We start from the raw sequence: 18,825 nt of genomic DNA on the forward strand, positions 1-18,825 counted from the left end.
CGGCCTACCCATCTATCGACGACACGAGACCGCGCCGGCCGCGCACCGTGGCCAGGGCGAGAAGCGGGCTGATCCGGTTGATCGGCGACGCGTCGTAGCGGGTGAGCAGCCGGCCGGCCAGCGCCGCCGACTCGTCCCACCGATCGGTACGGGCCAGGGTCACCGCATGCTCGCCGCGCATGCTCGTCCCGTACGTCGGCATGTCGTGCTCGTCGCAGTAGGTGAGGCCGTCCCGATAGACCACCTCCGCCTCCGGATAGCGCCGCTCGCAGGACAGCGACCCGTAGAGATTGTGATAGGCGCGGGCGGCCTGCTCCGCGAGCCGGTGGTCGAGCGCGACCGCGAGGGCCCGGCGCATCCCGTCCTGCCACGGCTGCCCGTTCGCGGCGGCCACGCACGCCTCGGTGTTCAACGCGTCGCTGACCACCTCGTGCAGCCCGAGAGGGGCCGCCACCTCGCGCGCCGACGCGGCCAGCCGGGCGGTGTCGGCCTGCCGGTTGGCGAGCATCCGCTGGCCGGCCAGCTGGGCATAGGCGCGCGCCAGCTCCGGGGTCGGGCCAATCGGCTCGAGCAGGGCGACCGCCTCCTCCGCGGAGGCCATCCCCTCCGATCCCCGGCACTGGCTCACCATCGCGGCCGAGCGCCGGCGGAGCGCATCCCCCTCGCGTACGCGATCACCGGCCGAACGCCACAGCTCGCGCGCGCGTTCCGCCGCCCGGACCGAGTCGTCTCCCCGGTCGACGAGCGAAAGCTCGTCACTCAGCCGGTCGTAGAGTTCGGCGCGCTCGGCCGGCGGCAGCCCCGCGGCGAACCGCAACGCGCGCTCGTACTGCGCCGCCGCCTCCCGGTGCGAGGCCAGTTCGGCCGCCCGGCGGGCCGCCCGCACCGCGTAGTGCAGCACCGCCGGCTCGTCCCGGGCACCCTCGGCGTGATAGGCCATCCGCGCGTCGTCGTCGCCGGCCAGCGCCCGCAGCCCGGCCAGGATCGCGGCGTGGAGGCGGCCGGTGCGGTGCGCCGGGATCGACTGCTCGACCGCGAGGCGGGTCAGCTCGTGCCGGAACCGCAGGCCCGGCCCGTCGCCGACGAGCAGCCCGGCGGTGACCACCTCGTCGACCGCGGCGTCCAGCAGCCGCGGGTCGATCCGGCCGGCGACCAGCGCGGCCGCCTCCAGCGCGCGCCGGGCCTCGGCGGAGAGCCCGGCCGCCCGGGCGAGCACCGCGTCCCGCGCCGTGGCCGGCACCTCGCCGGTCAGCCCGGCGCGCAACACCTCGGTGACGAAGAACGGGTTGCCGCCGGTCAGCTCGTAGAGCCCGTCGGGCGCCGCGTCGCCGGCCAGCGCGCGCACGGCCGCCGGCGTGAGCGGACTCAGCCCCACCCGCCGGGTCGAGCGCAGCGTGCCGAGCTCACCGACCGCGACCCGCAGAGGGTGACCCGGCGCGAGCCCGTCGTCCCGGTAGGTCACGATGAGTAGCACGGCGAGATTACGCAGGCGCCGGGCCAGGAACCGGACGAGATCGATGGTCGCCTCGTCGGCCCAGTGCAGGTCCTCGATCACCAGGACGTCCAGCGAGGGTCCGTTCACCGCGCGAAGCAGCGCTTCGAACAAATCGCCTCGACCGGACACCTCGGAGAAATCCGAGAGTCCCATGTCGAAGAGCGGTCCGAGCGGCCGCGGCGTGGACAAGCCATCACAAAGCCCCCACGCCCAGCGCGCCTCGACCACCGTCGCCAGCTCCTCGACGAGCGCCGACTTGCCGATCCCGGCCTCACCCGGGACCAGCACCAGCCGCCCGTCGCCACCCCGCGCCTGCGCCGCGTACTCGGCCAGCGAGGCCAGCGCCGCCTCCCGCTCCACCAGGGCCATACGGTTCAGTCTGCCGCGAAACTTCAAATTCCCTTGCGCGTACGCGTGGGCACGAGTCCCCGGTGAGCCGGACCGGCCAGGCGGTCCGTCACCCCCGTCACCCGGCTGCCGGGCTGTTCCCGTGCCGTCGCCGTCAAGGCTGGCGGGCTGCGCCCGCTCAGGGCCGGCGGAGCATCAAGTTGACGGCCACCAGGCTGAGGACGATCTGATCCTCCTGGTTGAGCAGTTGGGCGCGGGTGCGGACGATCCCCCGGTCGGGCTTCGATCGGGACGGCCGGGTCTCCACGATCCGGACGCGCAGCCGCAGCCGGTCGTCCGGGCGGACCGGATGCGGCCACCGCAGCTCGTCCACCCCGGGCGAGGCGAGGCTGGCCACTGTCGACAGAAAGTTGTCGGCGAACAGGCGCATGAAGATGCCCGACGTGTGCCACCCGCTGGCGATCAGGCCGTGGAACGGGCCGCCGGCCGCGAACTCCCGATCGGTGTGGATCGGCTGCGGGTCGAACCGCCGGGCGAACTCGAGGATCTCCTCCTCGGTGATCGTGACGTCGCCGAACTCGTAGACCGCGCCGGTCTTGTAGTCCTCGAACCAGCGGTCGTCACTCGGAGTGGGAAACTGCGCCATACCGGACAGCGTCGCACGAAGATCGCCGGTTTCCGCACTCGCACCGACAAAATCACGACGCGTCACTCAGTGACGTGTGTCAATATGACCGATGGATAAGGAGGTCATCACGGTGCGCAAATATCGTCGTCCGACGGCGGCCCTGATCCTCGGACTGGCCGCCGCCACCACCTTCGGCTCGACCGGACCGTCCGACGCGGCGGCCGGACCGCATCCCGCCGCCGCGCCCGCCGGCATCTGGTCGGCGTCCCTGGAGGGCGTGCACGGCGTCGCTCCCGACGCGACCGTGCGGCAGATCGCCCGGGTCTCGGTGGCCGGCGCCGGCCTCCGGGTACGCCTCGGCAATCCCTTCGGCGCGTCCCCGGTCGTGATCCGGGAAGCCTGGCTGGGCCGCCCGATCGCGCCCGGCTCGGCCCGCCTGGCGCCCGGCTCCAACCAGCGCGTCACCTTCCACGGTGCACGGACGGTCACCATCCCGCCCGGCCAGGAGACGGTCAGTGACCCGGTGCCGATCACCGTGGCCGCCCAGCAGGACGTGGCGGTCAGCCTCTACGCGCCCGGCAGCCCGGTCGACGACCACACCTTCCCGCCGTTCGCCTACGACCCGCCCGCCTCGTACATCGGCACCGGCGGCAACACCGCGTCGGCGACCTCGGACGACGCCTTCCCCGGCCACCCGGTGATCCCGGGCGGCACCGGCAGCACCGCGGCCGGCTACCACCCGGGCCAGACCTGGTGGATGGACCTGGTCACCGCCGACCGCCCGGCGGCCCGCGGCACCCTGGTCACCCTCGGCGACTCGATCACCGACGGCTACAACGCGGTCGGCCCGCCCGGCCAGCGCTGGACCGACGTGCTCGCCGACCGGCTCGACGCGCTGCCCGCCGAGGCCCGGCTGTCCGTGGCCAACGCCGGCATCTCCGGCAACACGGTCAGCGTGCAGCCCAACCCGTACGACCCGACCGGCCAGTGCTGCGGCCCGCCGGCGCCGCAGCGCCTCGACCGCGACGTCCTCGCCGTCCCCGGCCTGCGAACGGTCCTGCTGCTGGAGGGCACCAACGACATCGGTGGCGGCGACAACGCCCCGCCGGCCTCCGCCACCCAGGTGATCGACGCCATGCGCGCCATCGCCGCCCGGGTCCACGCCCGGCACGCCCGCATCGTCGGCGCCACCATCCTGCCGATGTGCAACCCGGCCGGCAGCGCCAAGGAACAGACCCGTCTGGCCGTCAACCAGTGGATCCGTACCACCGATGTCTTCGACGACGTCGTCGACTTCGACGCGGTGCTCCGCGACCCGGCCGACCCGACGGTGATGATCGCCGATCTCCGCAACGACTGCTACCACCCCAACGCCGCGGGCGACCAGCTCCTGGGCCGCAGCATCCCGCTACCGGCCGTCCTCGGCTGACCGGCCACTGCCCGGACGATCCGAACCGTGCGACCCTGGCCATGGTCATTCCCAACCTCCGGAGGTCGAAAGTGGAGTTCCCCGAGGCAGTCGAGGTAGCCGTGGTGGACAGCCGCATCGAGGCGGAGGTGATCGCCGGCCTGCTCCGGAGCAACGGCATCAAGGTCGGGATCAATGCGGACGACGCCGGCGGCCAGGATCCGGCCCTGCAGCTGGAGGGCGTCCAGGTCCTCGTCTCCCCCGAGGACGCCCCGGCCGCCCGCAAGCTGCTCGCCGCCCGGCTCGCCTAGCGAGCCGGGCCGGCTTGCCGCTCAGGCCGACCGGCCGGCGTGCTCGGCGCGGCGGGCTTGGTCGGCCCGGAGCGCGATCTCCAGCTCGAACCGCAGGTCGCTGTCGCGGAGCTGGTCGCCGAAGAGCCGGTCCAGCTGGCGCAGCCGCCGCCGGACGGTCTGCGGGTGCAGGTGCAGGCTGGCGGCGACCGCGTTGGCGTTCATGTTCTGCTGAAGCCAGGAGAAGAGCGTGTCGGCGAGCCGATCGCGCTGGCTCTGCCGAGCCCCGGCCAGCGGGCGCAGGCGCCGCTCGGCCACCGAGGCGAGCAGCGCCTCGTCCTGGAAGATGGCCAGCGTGCCCAGGTGGTTCTCGCACCAGGTCGGGCCGCTGCCGTCGATGATGCCGCGGCCGGCGAGGCTCAAGGCGTGGCTGGCCCAGCGCAGCGAGTCACCGGCCGCGGCGGGTGGCACGGCCGGGCCGACGGCCACCCGGTAGCGGCGCAGGCTGTTGACGATGAGGCGGACCTGGGCGGGGCTGCCCGGGTCGGGCACGATCAGCGCCGGCTCCGGGCGATCCAGGTCGGCGAGCAGGTCCGGAGCGAGGACCGGCGGCGTGGCCCGGACGTCCTCCGCCTCCAGCACGACGACCGCCAGCCGCTGCGGCAGCGGCCAGCGGGCGATCGTGGCCGCGGCGGACAGGACCTCGTCCCCGGCTGGCGGGTCGGCCACGAGCAGGTTGAACAGCCGGCGCCGGCGACGGTCGCGTTCGCCGCGCTCGGCGGCGCGGGCCACGGCGTGCCCCTGGGCCGCCGCCTCGGCGAGGTCGTCGACGTGTTTCCAGACGGCGTCGGCCAGCACGCCGAGGTCGGTGGCGGAGAGCGACTCGCGCTCGGCGAAGGCGACGAGGTGCCGCATGCCGATCCGGGCGCCGATCCGGATGGCCTGCTGCAGCGCGTCCAGGTCGCGGCCCTCGCGTACCTCGCCCGCGCCGATCGCCCGGAAGGACTCGCGCCAGGAGGTGTCGTCGCGCCCCTCGAGAATGCCGAGGAAGCCGGCCAGGGCCCGTTCGACGCCGGTCCGGAGGGTGCGCCGGTACGTCTCGTCGGCCGCTCGCGCGTACTCCGGGATCGCCGCCTCGACCGCGGAAATCGTCTCCTCGGTGAGGCCGGGGGCGACCAGGCGAAAGGCCTCGGCGGCCCGCCCCAGAACACCCATCGCGCGCTCCTTTCCTCGGTGAAGCGGCGAAGCAGGCGAAAATCGCGCACGGATTGTAGGCACAGGATCTACGGTCTAAGCAACCGCTTAGTAACTTAAGTGTCCTTATGGGCCTCCACAGAAGCGGTAAATAGGACCGGGGCTACCATCCCAGAACGCGAACGGGAGGGTAGGAGCGAGGGTGACAGGCGGAGGATCGGTTCACATGGCGCCCGACGGGCCGGCCGCGCCGGGCGTGGGCGGCGGTGCGACCGGGCCGCTCGCCCGCCGGCTCGAGGAGTACCGCTTCCCGGAGGGCTACCGGCGGATGTTCCTGTCCGCCGCGTACGCGTTCGCGGAGAAGGGCTTCCACGGGACCACCACGCGCGACATCGCGGCCCGCGCGGGGATGAGCCCGGCGGCCATGTACGCGTTCTTCCGCTCCAAGGAGGACGCGCTCTACCAGATCGCGATCGCGGCACTGGACCTCACGGTGGAGATGCTGTCGGCGGAGGGCGCCCGCTCCCGGCGGCCGGCCGACCGGCTTCGCGACGTGGTGAAGATCCTCTCCATCTGGTACGCCAACAACAGCCCCGTCGCCAGCGTCGTGCTCCATCAGCTCGGCGCCCTGACCCCGGAGCACCAGGCCGAGGTGCTGAGCCGGAAGCGGGCCATCGACCAGGTCGTCCGGGGCGTCATCACCGACGGCGTGGCCTCCGGGGACTTCGTGATCTGCGACGTCACCGCCATCGAGACCGCCATCATGTCCCTGTGCGTCGACGTGGCCCGCTGGTATCGAGCCGGCGGGCGGCGCACCCCCGAGGCCATCGGCGAGCTGAACGCCGACCTGGCCCTGCGGCTCGTCCAGCCGGCGCCCGACCCGGTCCGATAGCAGCATCCGAGCATCTTTCGCGTACCCGGACGTGAATTAAGGTGTTCTTAAGCTACTAACCAGTCACCTAGGGTTCCGCACAAAGCGACCGCTTAGTAGCGTCGGCCTCCCGACCAGCACTGCGAGGCCGCGACGATGACCAGCACACTCCACCCTGCTCGGCCGGGAACCACGCTGAACCTGGTCGTCGACGGCCGCGAGTATCGGCTCGAACCCGGTACCCGATGGCTGATCGGGCGGACCCGCCTGGCCCACCTCCGGCTGGCCGATCCCCTGGTCAGCCGTCGGCACGCCGCCGTGCACCACTGCGCCGACGGATGGCGGGTCACCGACCTCAAGAGCTCCAACGGGACCTGGCGGGACGGCGAGCGGATCACGCACACGACCATCGGGGACAGTCCCGCGCTCATCCGGCTGGGCGGGCCCGACGGTCCCGCGTTCCTGCTGATGTCGACGCCCGCGGCGGAGGCCGAGACCCCGGCCCCGGAGCCACCCGGGTCCACCGCGGACGGCCCGTCGCCGCGGGTCCTGGCCTCGCACGACATCGCCGGGCGCATGCTGCGGATCGGGCGCGCCCGCGACAACCCGGTCGTCCTGACCGACCTGCTGGTGTCCCGGGAGCACGCCTGCCTCTGGCCCGACGGCGAGGGCGCCTTCCTCGCCGACCTGGGCAGCGACAACGGCACGTACGTCAATGGGCACCGGATCCGTCGCGTACGGCTGCGGCCCGGCGATCTGATCGGGATCGGCGCCCACCAGTTCCGCTTCCGGGACGGTCACCTCGACGAGCTGGACACCTCCGGCCCGGCCTTCGCCGCCGCCGGGCTCGGCGTCACGTTGCCGGACGGCCGGCCGCTCGTCCGCGACGTGTCGTTCTCGCTGCCGCCGCGGACGATGATGGCGATCGTCGGGCCGAGCGGCGCCGGCAAGTCCACGCTGCTGCACGCGCTCTCCGGGCTCGAGCCGGCGACCTCCGGGCGGGTCTACTTCGGCGGCCGCGACCTCTATCGGGAGCGTGCCGAGCTGGTCCGGCGGATCGGCTTCGTGCCGCAGGACGACATCCTGCACCGGGTGCTCACCGTCGAACGGGCGCTCGAGTTCGGCGCCCGCCTGCGGTTCCCCACGGACACCACCGACGAGGAACGCGCCGAGCGGATCCGGGAGGTCGTCGCCGAACTGCGCCTCACCGACCGGCTGGGCACGAAGATCAGTCGGCTCTCCGGTGGCGAGCGCAAGCGGGCGAGCACGGCCTTGGAGCTGCTGTCCCGCCCGAGCCTGCTGTTCCTTGACGAGCCGACCGGCGGGCTGGACATCGACCTCGACCGAGAGGTGATGGAGCAGCTGCGAGGGCTGGCCGACGGCGGGCGTACGGTCGTCCTGGTCACCCACAACCTCGACCACCTGGACCGCTGCGACGTCATTCTGGTCCTCACCACCGGGGGCCAGGTCGCGTACTGCGGGTCGCCGGCCGGGGTGTTCGCGCATTTCGGGGTGTCCACCTGGGCCGATGTCTACGCCGCCCTGAAGACCAAGGAACCGCGGGAGTGGGCCACGGCCTTCGCGGAGAGTCCGAGCCGGGACCCCCGGTCGTTTCCGCCGCCGGACATCCCGGGAACGCCGACGCCGGATCGGGTGGCCGGCGAGCGTGGGCCGGGCCGCCGGCGGTTCGCCCGGCAGAGCGGCACGCTGATCCGCCGCCAGCTCGCGGTGGCCGCCGGGGACCGGACGCTGCTCGCGATGCTCACCCTGCTGCCGGCCGTGCTCGCCCTGCTGTCCCGCGGCGCCCCCGACCGAGGCGGGTTCGCCCGGATCGCCGGGAACAACGACGCACCGCAGCTGATGCTCACCATGATCATCGGGGCCGCCCTGATGGGCCTCGCCGGCACGATCCGGGAGCTGGTCAAGGAGCGGGCGATCTATGACCGCGAGTGTGCGGTAGGGCTGTCCCCACTCGCGTACCTCTGCTCGAAGGTCTTGTTCTGCACGGTCGTCGCCGCGGTCCAGGGCCTGGCGCTGGCCCTGCTCGCCCAGGCCGGACGGGTGCGGCCGGACGACCCGCTGGTGCTGCACGCGCCCTACCTCGAGATGGCGGTGGTGGTCGTCGCGATGACCGTCGTCTCCGCGCTGATGGGGCTGCTGGTCTCGGCCGTGGTGCGGGAGGAGGGCCAGATGATGCCGCCGCTGGTGTTGCTGAGCATGGCCCAGATCGTCGCCAGCGGCGGCGTGGTGCCGGTCGCCGACAGCGCGGTCCTGAGCTACCTGAGCTGGTTCTTCCCGGCCCGGTGGGCGTTCGCCGCGACGGCCTCGACGGTGGATCTGCACTTCCTGCATCCGGAGTTGCCGCACGACACGATGTGGGTCCACTCGGCCTCGGTGTGGCGGTGGGACGTCAGCGGGCTGGCCTGCCTGGCGGTGGTCATGGTCGGCCTCACCTACGCGCTGCTGCGGCGCCGGCAGCCGCGTCCTTCGCGCGGCAAAGCCGGGCGCAATAGACACGGAGGATGACTTGCACACGGAACGCCTGGGCTCGCGCTACACGCTGTCGGACCGGCTCGGCCAGGGATCGATGGGCGAGGTCCATCTCGCCCGTACGGACGAGGAAGGCGGCCGGCCGGTCGCGGTGAAGCTGCTGCGCCCCGAGCTGGCCGAGGACCTCGACCTGGTCTCCCGGTTCCTGCAGGAGGCGCGGCTGCTGCGCACCGTCGAGCACCCGAACGTGGTCCGGGTGCTCGACCTCGTGGCCGAGGGGGACCGGCTCGCCATCGTGATGGAGTACGTCTCCGGGGGCGACCTGCGACGCGCCATTTCCCGGCCGTGCCCGGCGCCGCTCGCACGGGACATCCTCGTTCAGATCGCCGAGGGGCTGGCCGCGATCCACGCCGCCGGGATCGTGCACCGTGACCTAAAACCGGAGAACGTCCTGATCGAACGGGGCTCGGACGACTCCTACCGGGCCCGGGTCACCGACTTCGGGGTCGCCCAGCACGCCGGGACCGGCTCCAGCGGCCGCCAGGACCTGGTCGGGACGGCGGCCTACCTGTCCCCGGAGTGCGTCCACGGGCGGCCCGTCGGCCCCGAGTCCGATGTCTACGCGCTCGGCGTGATGGCGCACGAGCTGATCACGGGCGGCCGGCCGGTCACCGCGAAACCCGTCGAGCGGCCGGCCGCGATGACGGGCCCGTGGTGGGAGCTGGTCTCCCGGATGCTGGCGAAGGAGCCGGACCGGCGTCCCCGCGCGGCGGAGGTCGCCCGGACGCTCCGCGGATTGCCCGGTGCGCCGCAGGGCGTCGCGCCACCGGCGGAGCTGGCGGCGAATCCGGCCGCGGAGACGGCCACCCTGCTGCGCGGCTCCGTCGAACTGGCCGTGCTTCGCGCCGATCGCGGCTGCGACACCATGCTTCCCGCGCCGAAGACACCGGCCGGCCGCCTCCGGCGCCTGCCGCGCGGGCCGCTCATTACCGCGACCGCGGCGGCAGTGGTGGTCCTGGTCGCCGCGGTCGGGATGCACCTCGCCCCGGCGTCCACCGCCATGCCGACGCCGAGCGCCACGCCGGCCGGGCCCCGATCCGCCCCCAGCGGCGCGACTCCGGCCCCGGCCGTACCGCGCGCTGTCCCGTCGACATCGACATCGACGACGGCCGCGACGCCGTCGGCGCCCGCCGTCGCACACCCGGACATCCGGGCCCCGCAGGTCCCCGTCCTGGTCGCCGATGTCGCCGGCGACACGGCGCTCGCCTCCGACTCGCAGGCGTCCCTGCGCATCGACGGCGTCGTCGCGGGCAGCGGGCGGGTCGCCAAGATTCTGGTGAATTACGACGACGGCAGCCGGCAGGTGCAGCCCACCGCGAAATTCACCGGCCCCTATCGCACCACGATCACGGGATTGGTGAACGGCCGCAAATACGCCTTTTCCGTACGCGTGTGCAACTCCTTCGGCAAATGCAACACATCCAGGACGCTTGCCTTCACGCCGTTCGGCCTGCCGCGTCTCAACGATCTGGATATCGAGGCCGAGGGGCTCCAGCACACCCTCGTGATACCGCCGGTCGATCTCAACGGCAACCCGCAATCCTGGACGTGCACCGTGACCGCCCTCGCGAATCTTCCGGACCGTAACGCGCCCACCGATCAGGCGGTGTCCACCGGCGGCGGGCAGATCACCTGGTTCGCGCCCCTGTTTCACCGCTACACGGCCCGGCAGACATGCACGAACGGCACCGCCACTCTCACCGGGCCCGCTCTTTCCTTCCAGACATAGACCCTTGCCGACCGCATCGCCGGGTAGGGTGTCGCGCAACGAGGTGACCTCAACTTTTCCGGAGAGACATTTTCGCGGTGCACGACGACCAGGCCAGCACGCACCCCGCCAAGAGCGCCCTCGCCCGCCGGATGGAGGAATACCGTTTTCCCCCGGGCTACCGCACCATGTTCCTGGCCACCGTCGACGCCTTCGCCGAGAAGGGTTTCCACGGCACCTCGACCCGGGACATCGCGGCCCGCGCCGGGATGAGTCCGGCGGCGCTGTACGCCTTCTTCAGCTCCAAGGAGGAGGCGCTCTTCAAGATCGCGATCTCGGCGATGGACCTCACCGTCGACCTGCTCACGGCCGAGGCGGAGCACGGCGACGACCCCGCCGAACGGCTCCACCACGTGGTGAAGACCTTCACCGCCTGGCACGCGTCGAACAATCCGGTCAGCCGCGTCGTGCTCTATCAACTGGACGCGCTGACCCCCGAGCACATGGCCGAGGTGGCCGACCGGGCGCGCGGCATCGACCGGATCTTCCGGGCCATCCTCCAACAGGGCGTCGACGCCGGTGATTTCACCGCCTCCGACACCCGGGCCGCCGCCACCGCCATCATGTCGCTCTGCCTGGACGTCACCCGGTGGTACCGGCCCGGCAACCGGCGCAGCCCGGAGGAGATCTGCGACCTGAACGCGCGGCTGGCGCTGAGCATCGCCCGTACGGCCTGACCGGCCACATCCCGGCTGGTAGGTCAGCCCACCGACGCCAGGCCCCCGGTGAGCGGGGCGTCGGACGGTACCCGGAAGCTCAGGTCGGCCGTGGTCAGCGTGCGCGAGGCGGCCGTCCGGGCCAGCGTCGCGGCCAGGCCGTGCGCGCCCCGCGCCGTAGGCTCGGCCAGGCCCTTGGCCAGACCGGCGATGGCCGCGCGAACCTCGTCCGGCACCTCGTGTCCGCGGTCCAGCAAATACCGGACGGCGATCTGGGCGAGCTCCTCGTCCGAGTAGTCGGCGACCTCGCAGCGGCGCGGGAAGCACTCGGTCAGCCCGGGCGCCGCGGCCAGCAGGTCGCGCAGCCGGGCCGGCTCGCCCAGCAGCACGACCACCGGCCGGTCGCCACCCTCGCGCAGCCGCTCGACCAGGGCCTCGGCGACCTCGCCGGACCGGTCGTCGCCGTCCCAGTCGATGACCAGGGTGCCGCCCGCGGCGTCCCGCAGCGCCTTGCCGACCAGGCTGCGTGCCTGGCCCGGCCACTGCACGTCCCAGTCGCCGGTCAGCGCGACCCGGATCTGCTGGCCGATCGGGACCAGGTCCAGTTCGGACAGGGTCTCGCCGTACAGCCGGGCCAGCTCGTGCCGGCCGTTGCCGGTACGCCCGGAGAGCAGCACGTTGCCCTGCTTGCCGAGCGGCCGGCGAGGACCGGCCGCGGCCAGCGCCAGCACGGTCTCGCCCAGCGCCTGCCGCGCCCGGGCCACCCCGGCCAGCTCGCCCAGGCGGCGCCAGCTGCGGGACGCCTCGATCGCGGCCCGCGGGTCGGTGGCCACGTCCGGGCGGCCACCGGCCGGGCCGGCCGGCAACGCCTCGAGCTCGGACAGCTCGGGGGCCATGTCGGCGGCGGTGAGCCGGTTCAGCTCGGTGTCCCGGGTCGGCGGGGCGAGGGCGAGCCGGGACGCCTGGTTGTTCACCATCGACTCGAACAGCTTCCGGGCCACCCGGCCGTTGCCGAAGGTCGAGCCCTTGGGCACGCGCGTGTAGTACTCGGTGACCGCGTCCACGGCCTCGTCGGTCAACTCGTAGTAGTGCTTGCGGCACAGGTTCGTGGTGATCGTGACCAGCTCGTTCACCGTGTAGTTGGGGAACTCGATGGTCCGGGTGAACCGGGAGGCGAGGCCGGGGTTCGACTCGAGGAACTTCTCCATCAGGTCGGAGTAGCCGGCCACCACGACCACCAGTTCGTCGCGGTGGTCCTCCATCATCTTCATCAGCGCGTCGATCGCCTCCTGCCCGAAGTCCGGGCCGGAGCCGCCGGTGCCGGCGGTCAGCGTGTACGCCTCGTCGATGAACAGCACCCCGCCCATCGCCTTGGTGACCAGCTCGGTGGTCTTGATGGCGGTGGAGCCGATGTACTGGCCGACCAGGTCGGCCCGGGCCGCCTCGATGACGTGGCCCTTGGACAGCACGCCCAGCTCGGCCAGGACCGAGCCGTAGAGCCGGGCGACCGTGGTCTTACCGGTGCCGGGCGGGCCGGCGAAGACCAGGTGCCGGCTCATCGGCGGCATCGGCAGGCCCATCTGCTTGCGCAGCTGGGACATCTTGATCAGGTTGATCAGGCCGGTGATCTCGCGCTTCACGCCGTCCAGGCCGATCATATTGTCCAGCTCGGCCAGCGAGCCGGTGAGCGCGACCGCCTCGGCCTGGGCCGGCGCCTCGAGGGCGGAGGGCGTCGCCACCGGCGCGGCCTGCTTCGGGGTGGCCGGCCGGCCCGGTCGCACCGCCGGCGCACCCTCATCGAGGTCCTCGGTGACCAGCTGGTTCGTCTCCGGTCTGAACACCGCCACGCCGCCGCTGTCCCGGACCGTGCACCGGATCAGCTCGACCGGTTCCCCGGTGTCGGCGTGCACGCCGTCGCCGCCGCTGCCGAGCACCTCGCACTCGGTGAGCGCGGCCCGGCCGCCGGCCTCGATGGCCACGCCGTGCCCGCGGGCGCCCCGGACCCGGCAGCGGCCCCCGGTGAGCCGGCCGCCGGCGGCGACCCGGATGCCGTCCCCGCGGGCGCCGGACACCTCGCTGTCCCGCACGGTCAGGTCGGACTCGCCGCCGACCAGCAGGCCGCCGGCCGCGGCGACCACCGCGGTCAGGGTGGCCCGGGAGCCCTCGGTGACCGACAGCGCGGCGTCCTCGGTGGTGCTCAGCCGGGCATCCTGCACGGTGGCCCGGGAGGCGCCGGTCAGCTCGACCGCCGCGGCGCCGTGCACCTCGAGGCGTACGTCGCTGAGCTCGAGCTGGCTCTCGCCCTCGGCGCGGATCCCCGCCCCGGGCGCGTCGACCGCGGTCAGCCCGGTGAAGGTGCCGGTGGAGCCGCCGGTGATCACCGCGACCCGGTCGCCGGCCGCGCGTACGGTCAGGCCCTCGAACGCCGGGGCGCTCGCGCCCTCGGCCCGGACCCCGACCTTGGTCTCCGAGATCGTGCAGCCGGCGAACCGGGGCTTCGCGTCGGCGATCTGCACCGCGACGTGCCCGGCGGAGATGAACGAGCAGTCCTTGAACACCGCCGCGCAGCCGTCCGAGATGTGCGCGGACTGGACGGCGGCGCCGGTGAACGTGGAGTCGGCCACCGCCACCTCGCCGTCGCCGCGCAGGTACAGGTCGACGCTCTTGCTGTCGTGCACGCTGAGCCGGCTGATCCGGGCGCTGCCGTGCGCCTCGACCGCCACCGCCGGCTTGGCCGCCTCGACGATCTGGCCACCGTCCACGATGCACCGGCCGTTGCCGTTGATGCCGACGCCGTTGCCGCCGGGCCGGTTGATCCGGGCCTGGCGCAGGGTGAGCGCACCCGACTCGGCCACCACCACGGCCGAGGAGGCGACGTCGTTGATGGTGGTGTTCTCGACCGTGCTCGGCCGGGCCGAGGTCACCACGATGCCGGCGCCGGCCGGGTTGACCACCTCGCCGCCGCGCATGGCCAGCGAGCCGTCCAGCCGGGACAGGACGGCGGTCCAGGAGGCGCCGACGATGCGGCAGTCGTCCAGGGCGAGCTCGCCGCGGTGCACGTCGACCGCCGCCAGCTTGGGGTCGGGGCTGCTCAACGTGAGGCCGCGCAGCGCCGCGCCGGGGCCGTTGACCACCAGGACACTGCCCTCGGCCACCCGGACCTCGACCGTGCCCGGGCCGTCCTCGGCGCTGATCGTCACCCGCTTGGTCACGCTGAGCCGCTCGGTGTACTGCCCGGGCTGCACCGTGACGGTCGCGCCGTTCTCGGCCCGGGCCAGCGCGGACCCGATCGTCGGGTAGGCGCCGGGCGTACCGGGCGCCACCACCAGGACCTGTCGGTTCACGATTGCCTCACTCTCAGACCAGGCCCGGGAGGGCACCGAAGCGGTCGACCGACGCGGCGCCGACCCGGGCGGTCGGCGGGTGGGTGGTCCAGCTCTCCGCGTACCGTTCGAGGGAACGGGTGGCCAGCTCGTCGAAGGAGACCCGGTCGCCGCGTACCCGTCCGTCCGATTCGATCTCGTCGGCGGTCAGCTCGCGAATCAGCACCCGGCCGCGCGTCCCCTCGCCCGGGGCGGCCACGTCGAGCACCTTGAAGCTGGTGCCGGGCAGGAACAGGACACGGTCCTCGGCGCGCTGGTCGCCGTCCGGCTCGAGCAGCCGGGTGCGGCGCGCGGTCATCGACCAGATCAGCACGTCGGTGTCGCCGGTCAGGTCGGGCGAGGGCTCGGTCAGCGCGCCCAGGAAGCCCCACTCGGTCAGCAGCCGGCGCCCGGTCAGCAGATCCCAGGCCGCGGCGCTGGGCGTGGCCTGGATGACGGTCGCGCCGCGGTGCGAGGGCAGCCGGCCCAGACCGGCGGCGACACACCGGGCGAACGGCACGTGCGGGCCCTTGGCCGCGTGCCGCAGCCCGGTGTCGATCGCGGTGCCCTGCGGGGTCAGGTAGAGCCGGACGGCGACCGAGTCGACCAGGATGTCGTTGCTGTCCCGGGCGTCGGTGCCCTGCAGGCCGGGGTGCTCGGAGAGGATCCGCGAGATGGTGCTGGCGACCGAGTCGAACTCGCGGTTGAGCGTGCGGCGCAGCCAGGTCCGCTCGTCGTCCAGGGCCTTGCCGCGCAGCACCGCGCTGGCGGCGGGCTGGGGGGTGGGCTGCGGCTGGGTGATTTCCGTTCGGCTTTCTTCGGTACGCGCGTCCGCGGGCTCGTCGGGTTGTTCCGCCGCCGTCTCGGCCGGCGTTTCCACGGCCGCCGCGACCACGATTTCCACCGGCGGCGTGAAGACGGGCTCGGCCGCCAGGTGCTCGACCGGGGCGACCGGCGCGTCGGGCGCGACCGGGGCGTCCGCGGCGGACGCGAAGGCGGGCTCGGCGGCGGCCGGGACGATGGGGTCGGCATCAACCGGCGGGAAGGCAGGGACTTCGTTCATCGTCGGGGCCGGAACGTCGGACGGCGGAGCCCAAGGCGAGGCAGGCTCCGCTACCGGCGGGGCAACCATTTCGACGGGCGGCGGCTCGACCGCGGCCGGGTCGGCCGCCCGTTGCAGGGCCGGCGCCAGGGACGCCAGCGAGAACGCCATGGTCGGCTCCTCCTCTTCCGGCGGGCCGAAGCGCGGCCGAACGGGCGGCTGGTCTGGCAGCTGAACGGGCGGCTGGTCTGGCAGCTGAACGGGCGGCTGGGCGGGCAGCTGGGCCGGCGGCTGGGCGGGCAGCTGGGCCGGCGGCTCCGGGATCGGGGGCGATACCGGCGCGGCGGGGATCGCGACCTGCTCGCCGACCTGGAACTCACCCTCGAGGGCCGCGTCCGGGGCGTACTGCAGCTGCGGGAAGGCCTCGATCTGGTACTGCTGCTGATCCGCCGCCGGGGCCGCGACCGGCAGCAGCGTCCGCGGCGCCTCGGCCTGATAGACCGGCAGCTCGGCGGTGGTCGAGCGGACCGCCTCGGCGTGCGGCCGGCCGCCGGCCGTCACCGTCGCCGGAGCGGCGGCCGAGGTGGACGTCTGGTAGCTGTGCCGGCCCCCGGCCAGGTTGCCGTTGCCGGCCTCCGCGATCGCGATCGAGGCCGGCAGCAGCGCGCTGCGTTCCCGGGTGCGGTCGTCCAGGCGGGCGATGACGTCCTCGGCCAGCGCCCGCATCCGGACCGCCTTGGCCGCGGTGCTGTCGTCGAAGATCAGGGTGTGGTGCTCGGCGCTGGCCATGGTGGCCCGCACGTGCTCGGCGCCGCGCGGCTCCTCGGCCGGGCGCACCCACAGCCCGGACTGCACGACCTCGATCACGGCGTCGTTGGCGTACCAGTAGACCAGCGGCGCGATCGGGTCGCCGAGCATGGCCGGCACGCGGTGGCTGAGCACCCGCGGGGTCTTGGCCGGCTCGCTGGCCCGGGAGCGCGGCTCGTAACCGAGTTCCTTGGCGAAGACCTCCCAGCCGAGCGTGCCGTCGCCGGTCACGGTGTGCATCTGCGGTCCCTCGGGCGGACCGACCGGGATGCCGGCGAAGCAGATCACCGGCGTACCCAGGAGGTCGGCGATGGTCTGGCCGAGGGCCTCGCCGCGCGGCATCTGCACCGGGCCGTACTGCACGAAGCGGGCCCGGGCCCGGCTGTCCTCGTCCAGGCCGCGCCAGAAGCGGGCGATGTCGTCCAGCGGCAGCGGCGGCGTGCCCGGGCAGCCGAGCACGATCGGCAGCTCCTCGACCAGGCAGGGCAGCGACCGGACCAGCCACTGCCAGTGTTTGGTGAGGTTGCCGGCGTCGTGCGTATCGCGGATCCAGACGCCGCCCGGGAGCGGCTCGGCCACCCCGGCCGAGCTCGTCATGACCAGGTCGGCCGCGGCGGCGTCCCACTCCGGGCGGGGGAACCGCTTGGCGTCCCAGGACGGCGACTTGCCCGGGCGGTACCGGACCCAGCCGGTGCCCTTGACGTTGCCGTCGTGCACGAACAGCAGCCCGGCCGCGCCGCGGATGAGATAGCCGTACGGGGCCAGCACCGAGCGGTTGAGCCGGTCGGACAGCCACTGCCCGGCCAGCACCGCGGTCTCCTGGCGCGGGCCGCAGACCACCAGCCGGATGCCCTTGCGCCGCTTGGTCATCGCGCCGGCCACCGATTCCCAGATGCCGACCGGCATGTCGCCGTGCAGGTCGAGGACGACCACGTCGTTCTCGGCGTCCTGGTGCACGGCCAGGGCCAGCGCTTGCGCCTCGGCGCTGATGTGGTCGTCGGTGTGCAGGACGGTGGCGTTCCCGACGATGTGCCGGGTGACCAGGTCGTCGCCGGTGCGGCGGCGGCCGAGCGGTGATCTCATGGTCAACCCTCCAGATTGGTGGTCACGGCGGCACGGCTGAGCGCGGGTCCGGACTTGACTTCGTCGAGGAACGCGGCCGGGAACGGGACTTCCGGGCCACCCAGACCGAGCGACGAGAGCGCGTTGTCGGCGCTGACGTCGTACTTGATCCCGTCGTCGGTGATGAGGAACGGCACCGGGGTGCCGCTGTTCGAGGCGAGCGGGACGGCGTACGCGATCATGCCGGTCCCGGCCTTGACCACCGCCACCGGTGCGCCCGGGGAATACCCGCGCCGGCCGAGAACGACCTCGCTGCGGACCGACTTGGCGCCGCTCGGCGACTGACGCAGGCAGAGCGAGAGGCCGGCCGGGTCGCGGTACTTGGCCGAGGCGAGCGCGGGCAGGAACGAGGCGAGCGAGTGGTCGGGCGAGAGCCGCGCGCCCACGAGGTTGCCGGCGGTCAGCGTCACCGGGTCCTTGCCGACCGCGTGCAGCAGCGTGAACGCGGTCTGGTCGACCGGCGCCAGGCCGTCCTCGAGCAGCGCGAACCGCTGCTCGGTGCCGTCCTGGACGAACAACTGCCCGATCTTGTACGGGTGCCCCGCCACGGTCGGCCCGTCCTCGCCGAGCCGCTTGATCGGGGGCAGCCCGATCGGGTCGCCCTGGGGCACCTGGTCCAGCCAGTCCGACGGGGCGTCCGGCGGCTGGGCGGCGGTGGCGCCCAGCGTGATCGGCACCGCCGCCGAGGTCACCTCGTGCCTCTGGTTCTGCCACAGCAGGTAGGTCTTGCCGTTGTGGGCGACCAGGCTGAACTCATTGCCACCCAGCGGCAGCGCGGGGGCGGTCGGATCCAGATCCAGCCGTACGCCGTGCGCCGCCCCCGGCGAGAGACACGCCAGCCACGGCCCGGCCAGGAGGCTGCCGGCCGCGGGCAGCACCTGCGGCGCCGCGGACAGCCCGATCGACGAGCCGTGCGGAACGCCCTTCAGCGACTCCCGGGAGACCAGCTTGATGCTCGAGCCCGGGCCCTCCAGCAGCATTGCCGAGGCGAGGTTGCGGGTCTGATGCAGCGCGCCGCCCAGGTAGACGTACCGGTTGCCGGTCTCCTTCTCCACGATGATCACGCCCGGGCTGCGCCAGGTGGTGTTGCCGCCCGGCTTGAGCCAGCCGTAGACCAGGAACCCGGCCATCACCAGGATCGCGATGACGATCCCGGTGAGCAGGCCCACGATCGGCCGCTGGAACGGGTTGTCGGCGCTCGTCGTCTCGCCGATGACCAGGGCGTTGCTCATCCGGGTCATCTGGAACTGGTGCGCGTGGACGTGGTCGCGCTGGGTCTGCATC

The 18,825-nt window shown here is 73.3% G+C and carries 12 protein-coding genes; 6 read left to right on the forward strand and 6 right to left on the reverse strand.

Annotation, left to right across the window (positions count from 1 at the left end):
• Positions 1-4: 4 nt before the first annotated feature.
• The gene (locus IH26_RS0132025; protein ID WP_051808875.1) at positions 5-1,864 is read right to left on the reverse strand and encodes an ATP-binding protein; all 1,860 of its coding nucleotides are present in this window, start codon (positions 1,862-1,864) and stop codon (positions 5-7) included.
• A gap of 157 nt (positions 1,865-2,021) precedes the next feature.
• Positions 2,022-2,489: a MaoC family dehydratase gene (locus IH26_RS0132030; protein ID WP_030439989.1), complete on the reverse strand. Its 468-nt coding sequence runs from the start codon at positions 2,487-2,489 to the stop codon at positions 2,022-2,024.
• Between the two features lie 91 nt (positions 2,490-2,580).
• Here IH26_RS0132030 and IH26_RS0132035 point away from each other — a divergent pair, with 91 nt between their 5' ends.
• Both IH26_RS0132035 and IH26_RS0132040 read left to right on the forward strand, forming a co-directional pair.
• Positions 2,581-3,900, forward strand: coding sequence for a GDSL-type esterase/lipase family protein (locus IH26_RS0132035; protein ID WP_034216402.1), 1,320 nt, complete (start codon positions 2,581-2,583; stop codon positions 3,898-3,900).
• Positions 3,901-3,971: 71 nt separating this feature from the next.
• Entirely contained in the window at positions 3,972-4,190 is a 219-nt protein-coding gene (locus IH26_RS0132040) for a putative signal transducing protein (protein ID WP_030439991.1), read from the forward strand.
• A gap of 21 nt (positions 4,191-4,211) precedes the next feature.
• On the opposite strand, the gene IH26_RS0132045 is transcribed toward IH26_RS0132040, so the two are convergent.
• Entirely contained in the window at positions 4,212-5,384 is a 1,173-nt protein-coding gene (locus IH26_RS0132045; protein WP_051808877.1) for a PucR-like N-terminal domain-containing protein, read from the reverse strand.
• A gap of 205 nt (positions 5,385-5,589) precedes the next feature.
• Between IH26_RS0132045 and IH26_RS0132050 the strand changes: the two genes are divergently transcribed.
• The 4 genes from IH26_RS0132050 to IH26_RS0132065 all read left to right on the forward strand — a co-directional run bounded on the left by IH26_RS0132050 (position 5,590) and on the right by IH26_RS0132065 (position 11,229).
• Positions 5,590-6,255 carry a TetR/AcrR family transcriptional regulator gene (locus IH26_RS0132050; RefSeq protein WP_051808878.1) on the forward strand — a complete coding sequence of 222 codons (666 nt, stop codon included), beginning with the start codon at positions 5,590-5,592 and terminating at the stop codon, positions 6,253-6,255.
• A gap of 135 nt (positions 6,256-6,390) precedes the next feature.
• Complete coding sequence (locus tag IH26_RS0132055; RefSeq protein WP_051808880.1) at positions 6,391-8,760, forward strand: FHA domain-containing protein; 2,370 nt, start codon at positions 6,391-6,393, stop codon at positions 8,758-8,760.
• Between the two features lies 1 nt (position 8,761).
• Entirely contained in the window at positions 8,762-10,513 is a 1,752-nt protein-coding gene (locus IH26_RS56320) for a serine/threonine-protein kinase (protein WP_051808882.1), read from the forward strand.
• A 77-nt stretch (positions 10,514-10,590) separates the two neighbouring features.
• Complete coding sequence (locus IH26_RS0132065) at positions 10,591-11,229, forward strand: TetR/AcrR family transcriptional regulator (protein ID WP_051808884.1); 639 nt, start codon at positions 10,591-10,593, stop codon at positions 11,227-11,229.
• A gap of 23 nt (positions 11,230-11,252) precedes the next feature.
• On the opposite strand, the gene IH26_RS0132070 is transcribed toward IH26_RS0132065, so the two are convergent.
• From IH26_RS0132070 to eccB, 3 genes are read right to left on the reverse strand one after another with little or no spacing between them, the layout of a single operon-like run.
• Entirely contained in the window at positions 11,253-14,552 is a 3,300-nt protein-coding gene (locus tag IH26_RS0132070; protein WP_030439997.1) for a right-handed parallel beta-helix repeat-containing protein, read from the reverse strand.
• A 13-nt stretch (positions 14,553-14,565) separates the two neighbouring features.
• Positions 14,566-17,502, reverse strand: a complete 2,937-nt coding sequence (locus tag IH26_RS0132075; protein WP_030439998.1) for a hypothetical protein — start codon at positions 17,500-17,502, stop codon at positions 14,566-14,568.
• A 2-nt stretch (positions 17,503-17,504) separates the two neighbouring features.
• Positions 17,505-18,824 carry a type VII secretion protein EccB gene (gene eccB / locus IH26_RS0132080; protein ID WP_030439999.1) on the reverse strand — a complete coding sequence of 440 codons (1,320 nt, stop codon included), beginning with the start codon at positions 18,822-18,824 and terminating at the stop codon, positions 17,505-17,507.
• Between the last annotated feature and the right edge of the window lies 1 nt (position 18,825).

Origin of the sequence: Actinoplanes subtropicus (assembly GCF_000721705.1) — a bacterium.
Taxonomy (GTDB): Bacteria; Actinomycetota; Actinomycetes; order Mycobacteriales; family Micromonosporaceae; genus Actinoplanes; species Actinoplanes subtropicus.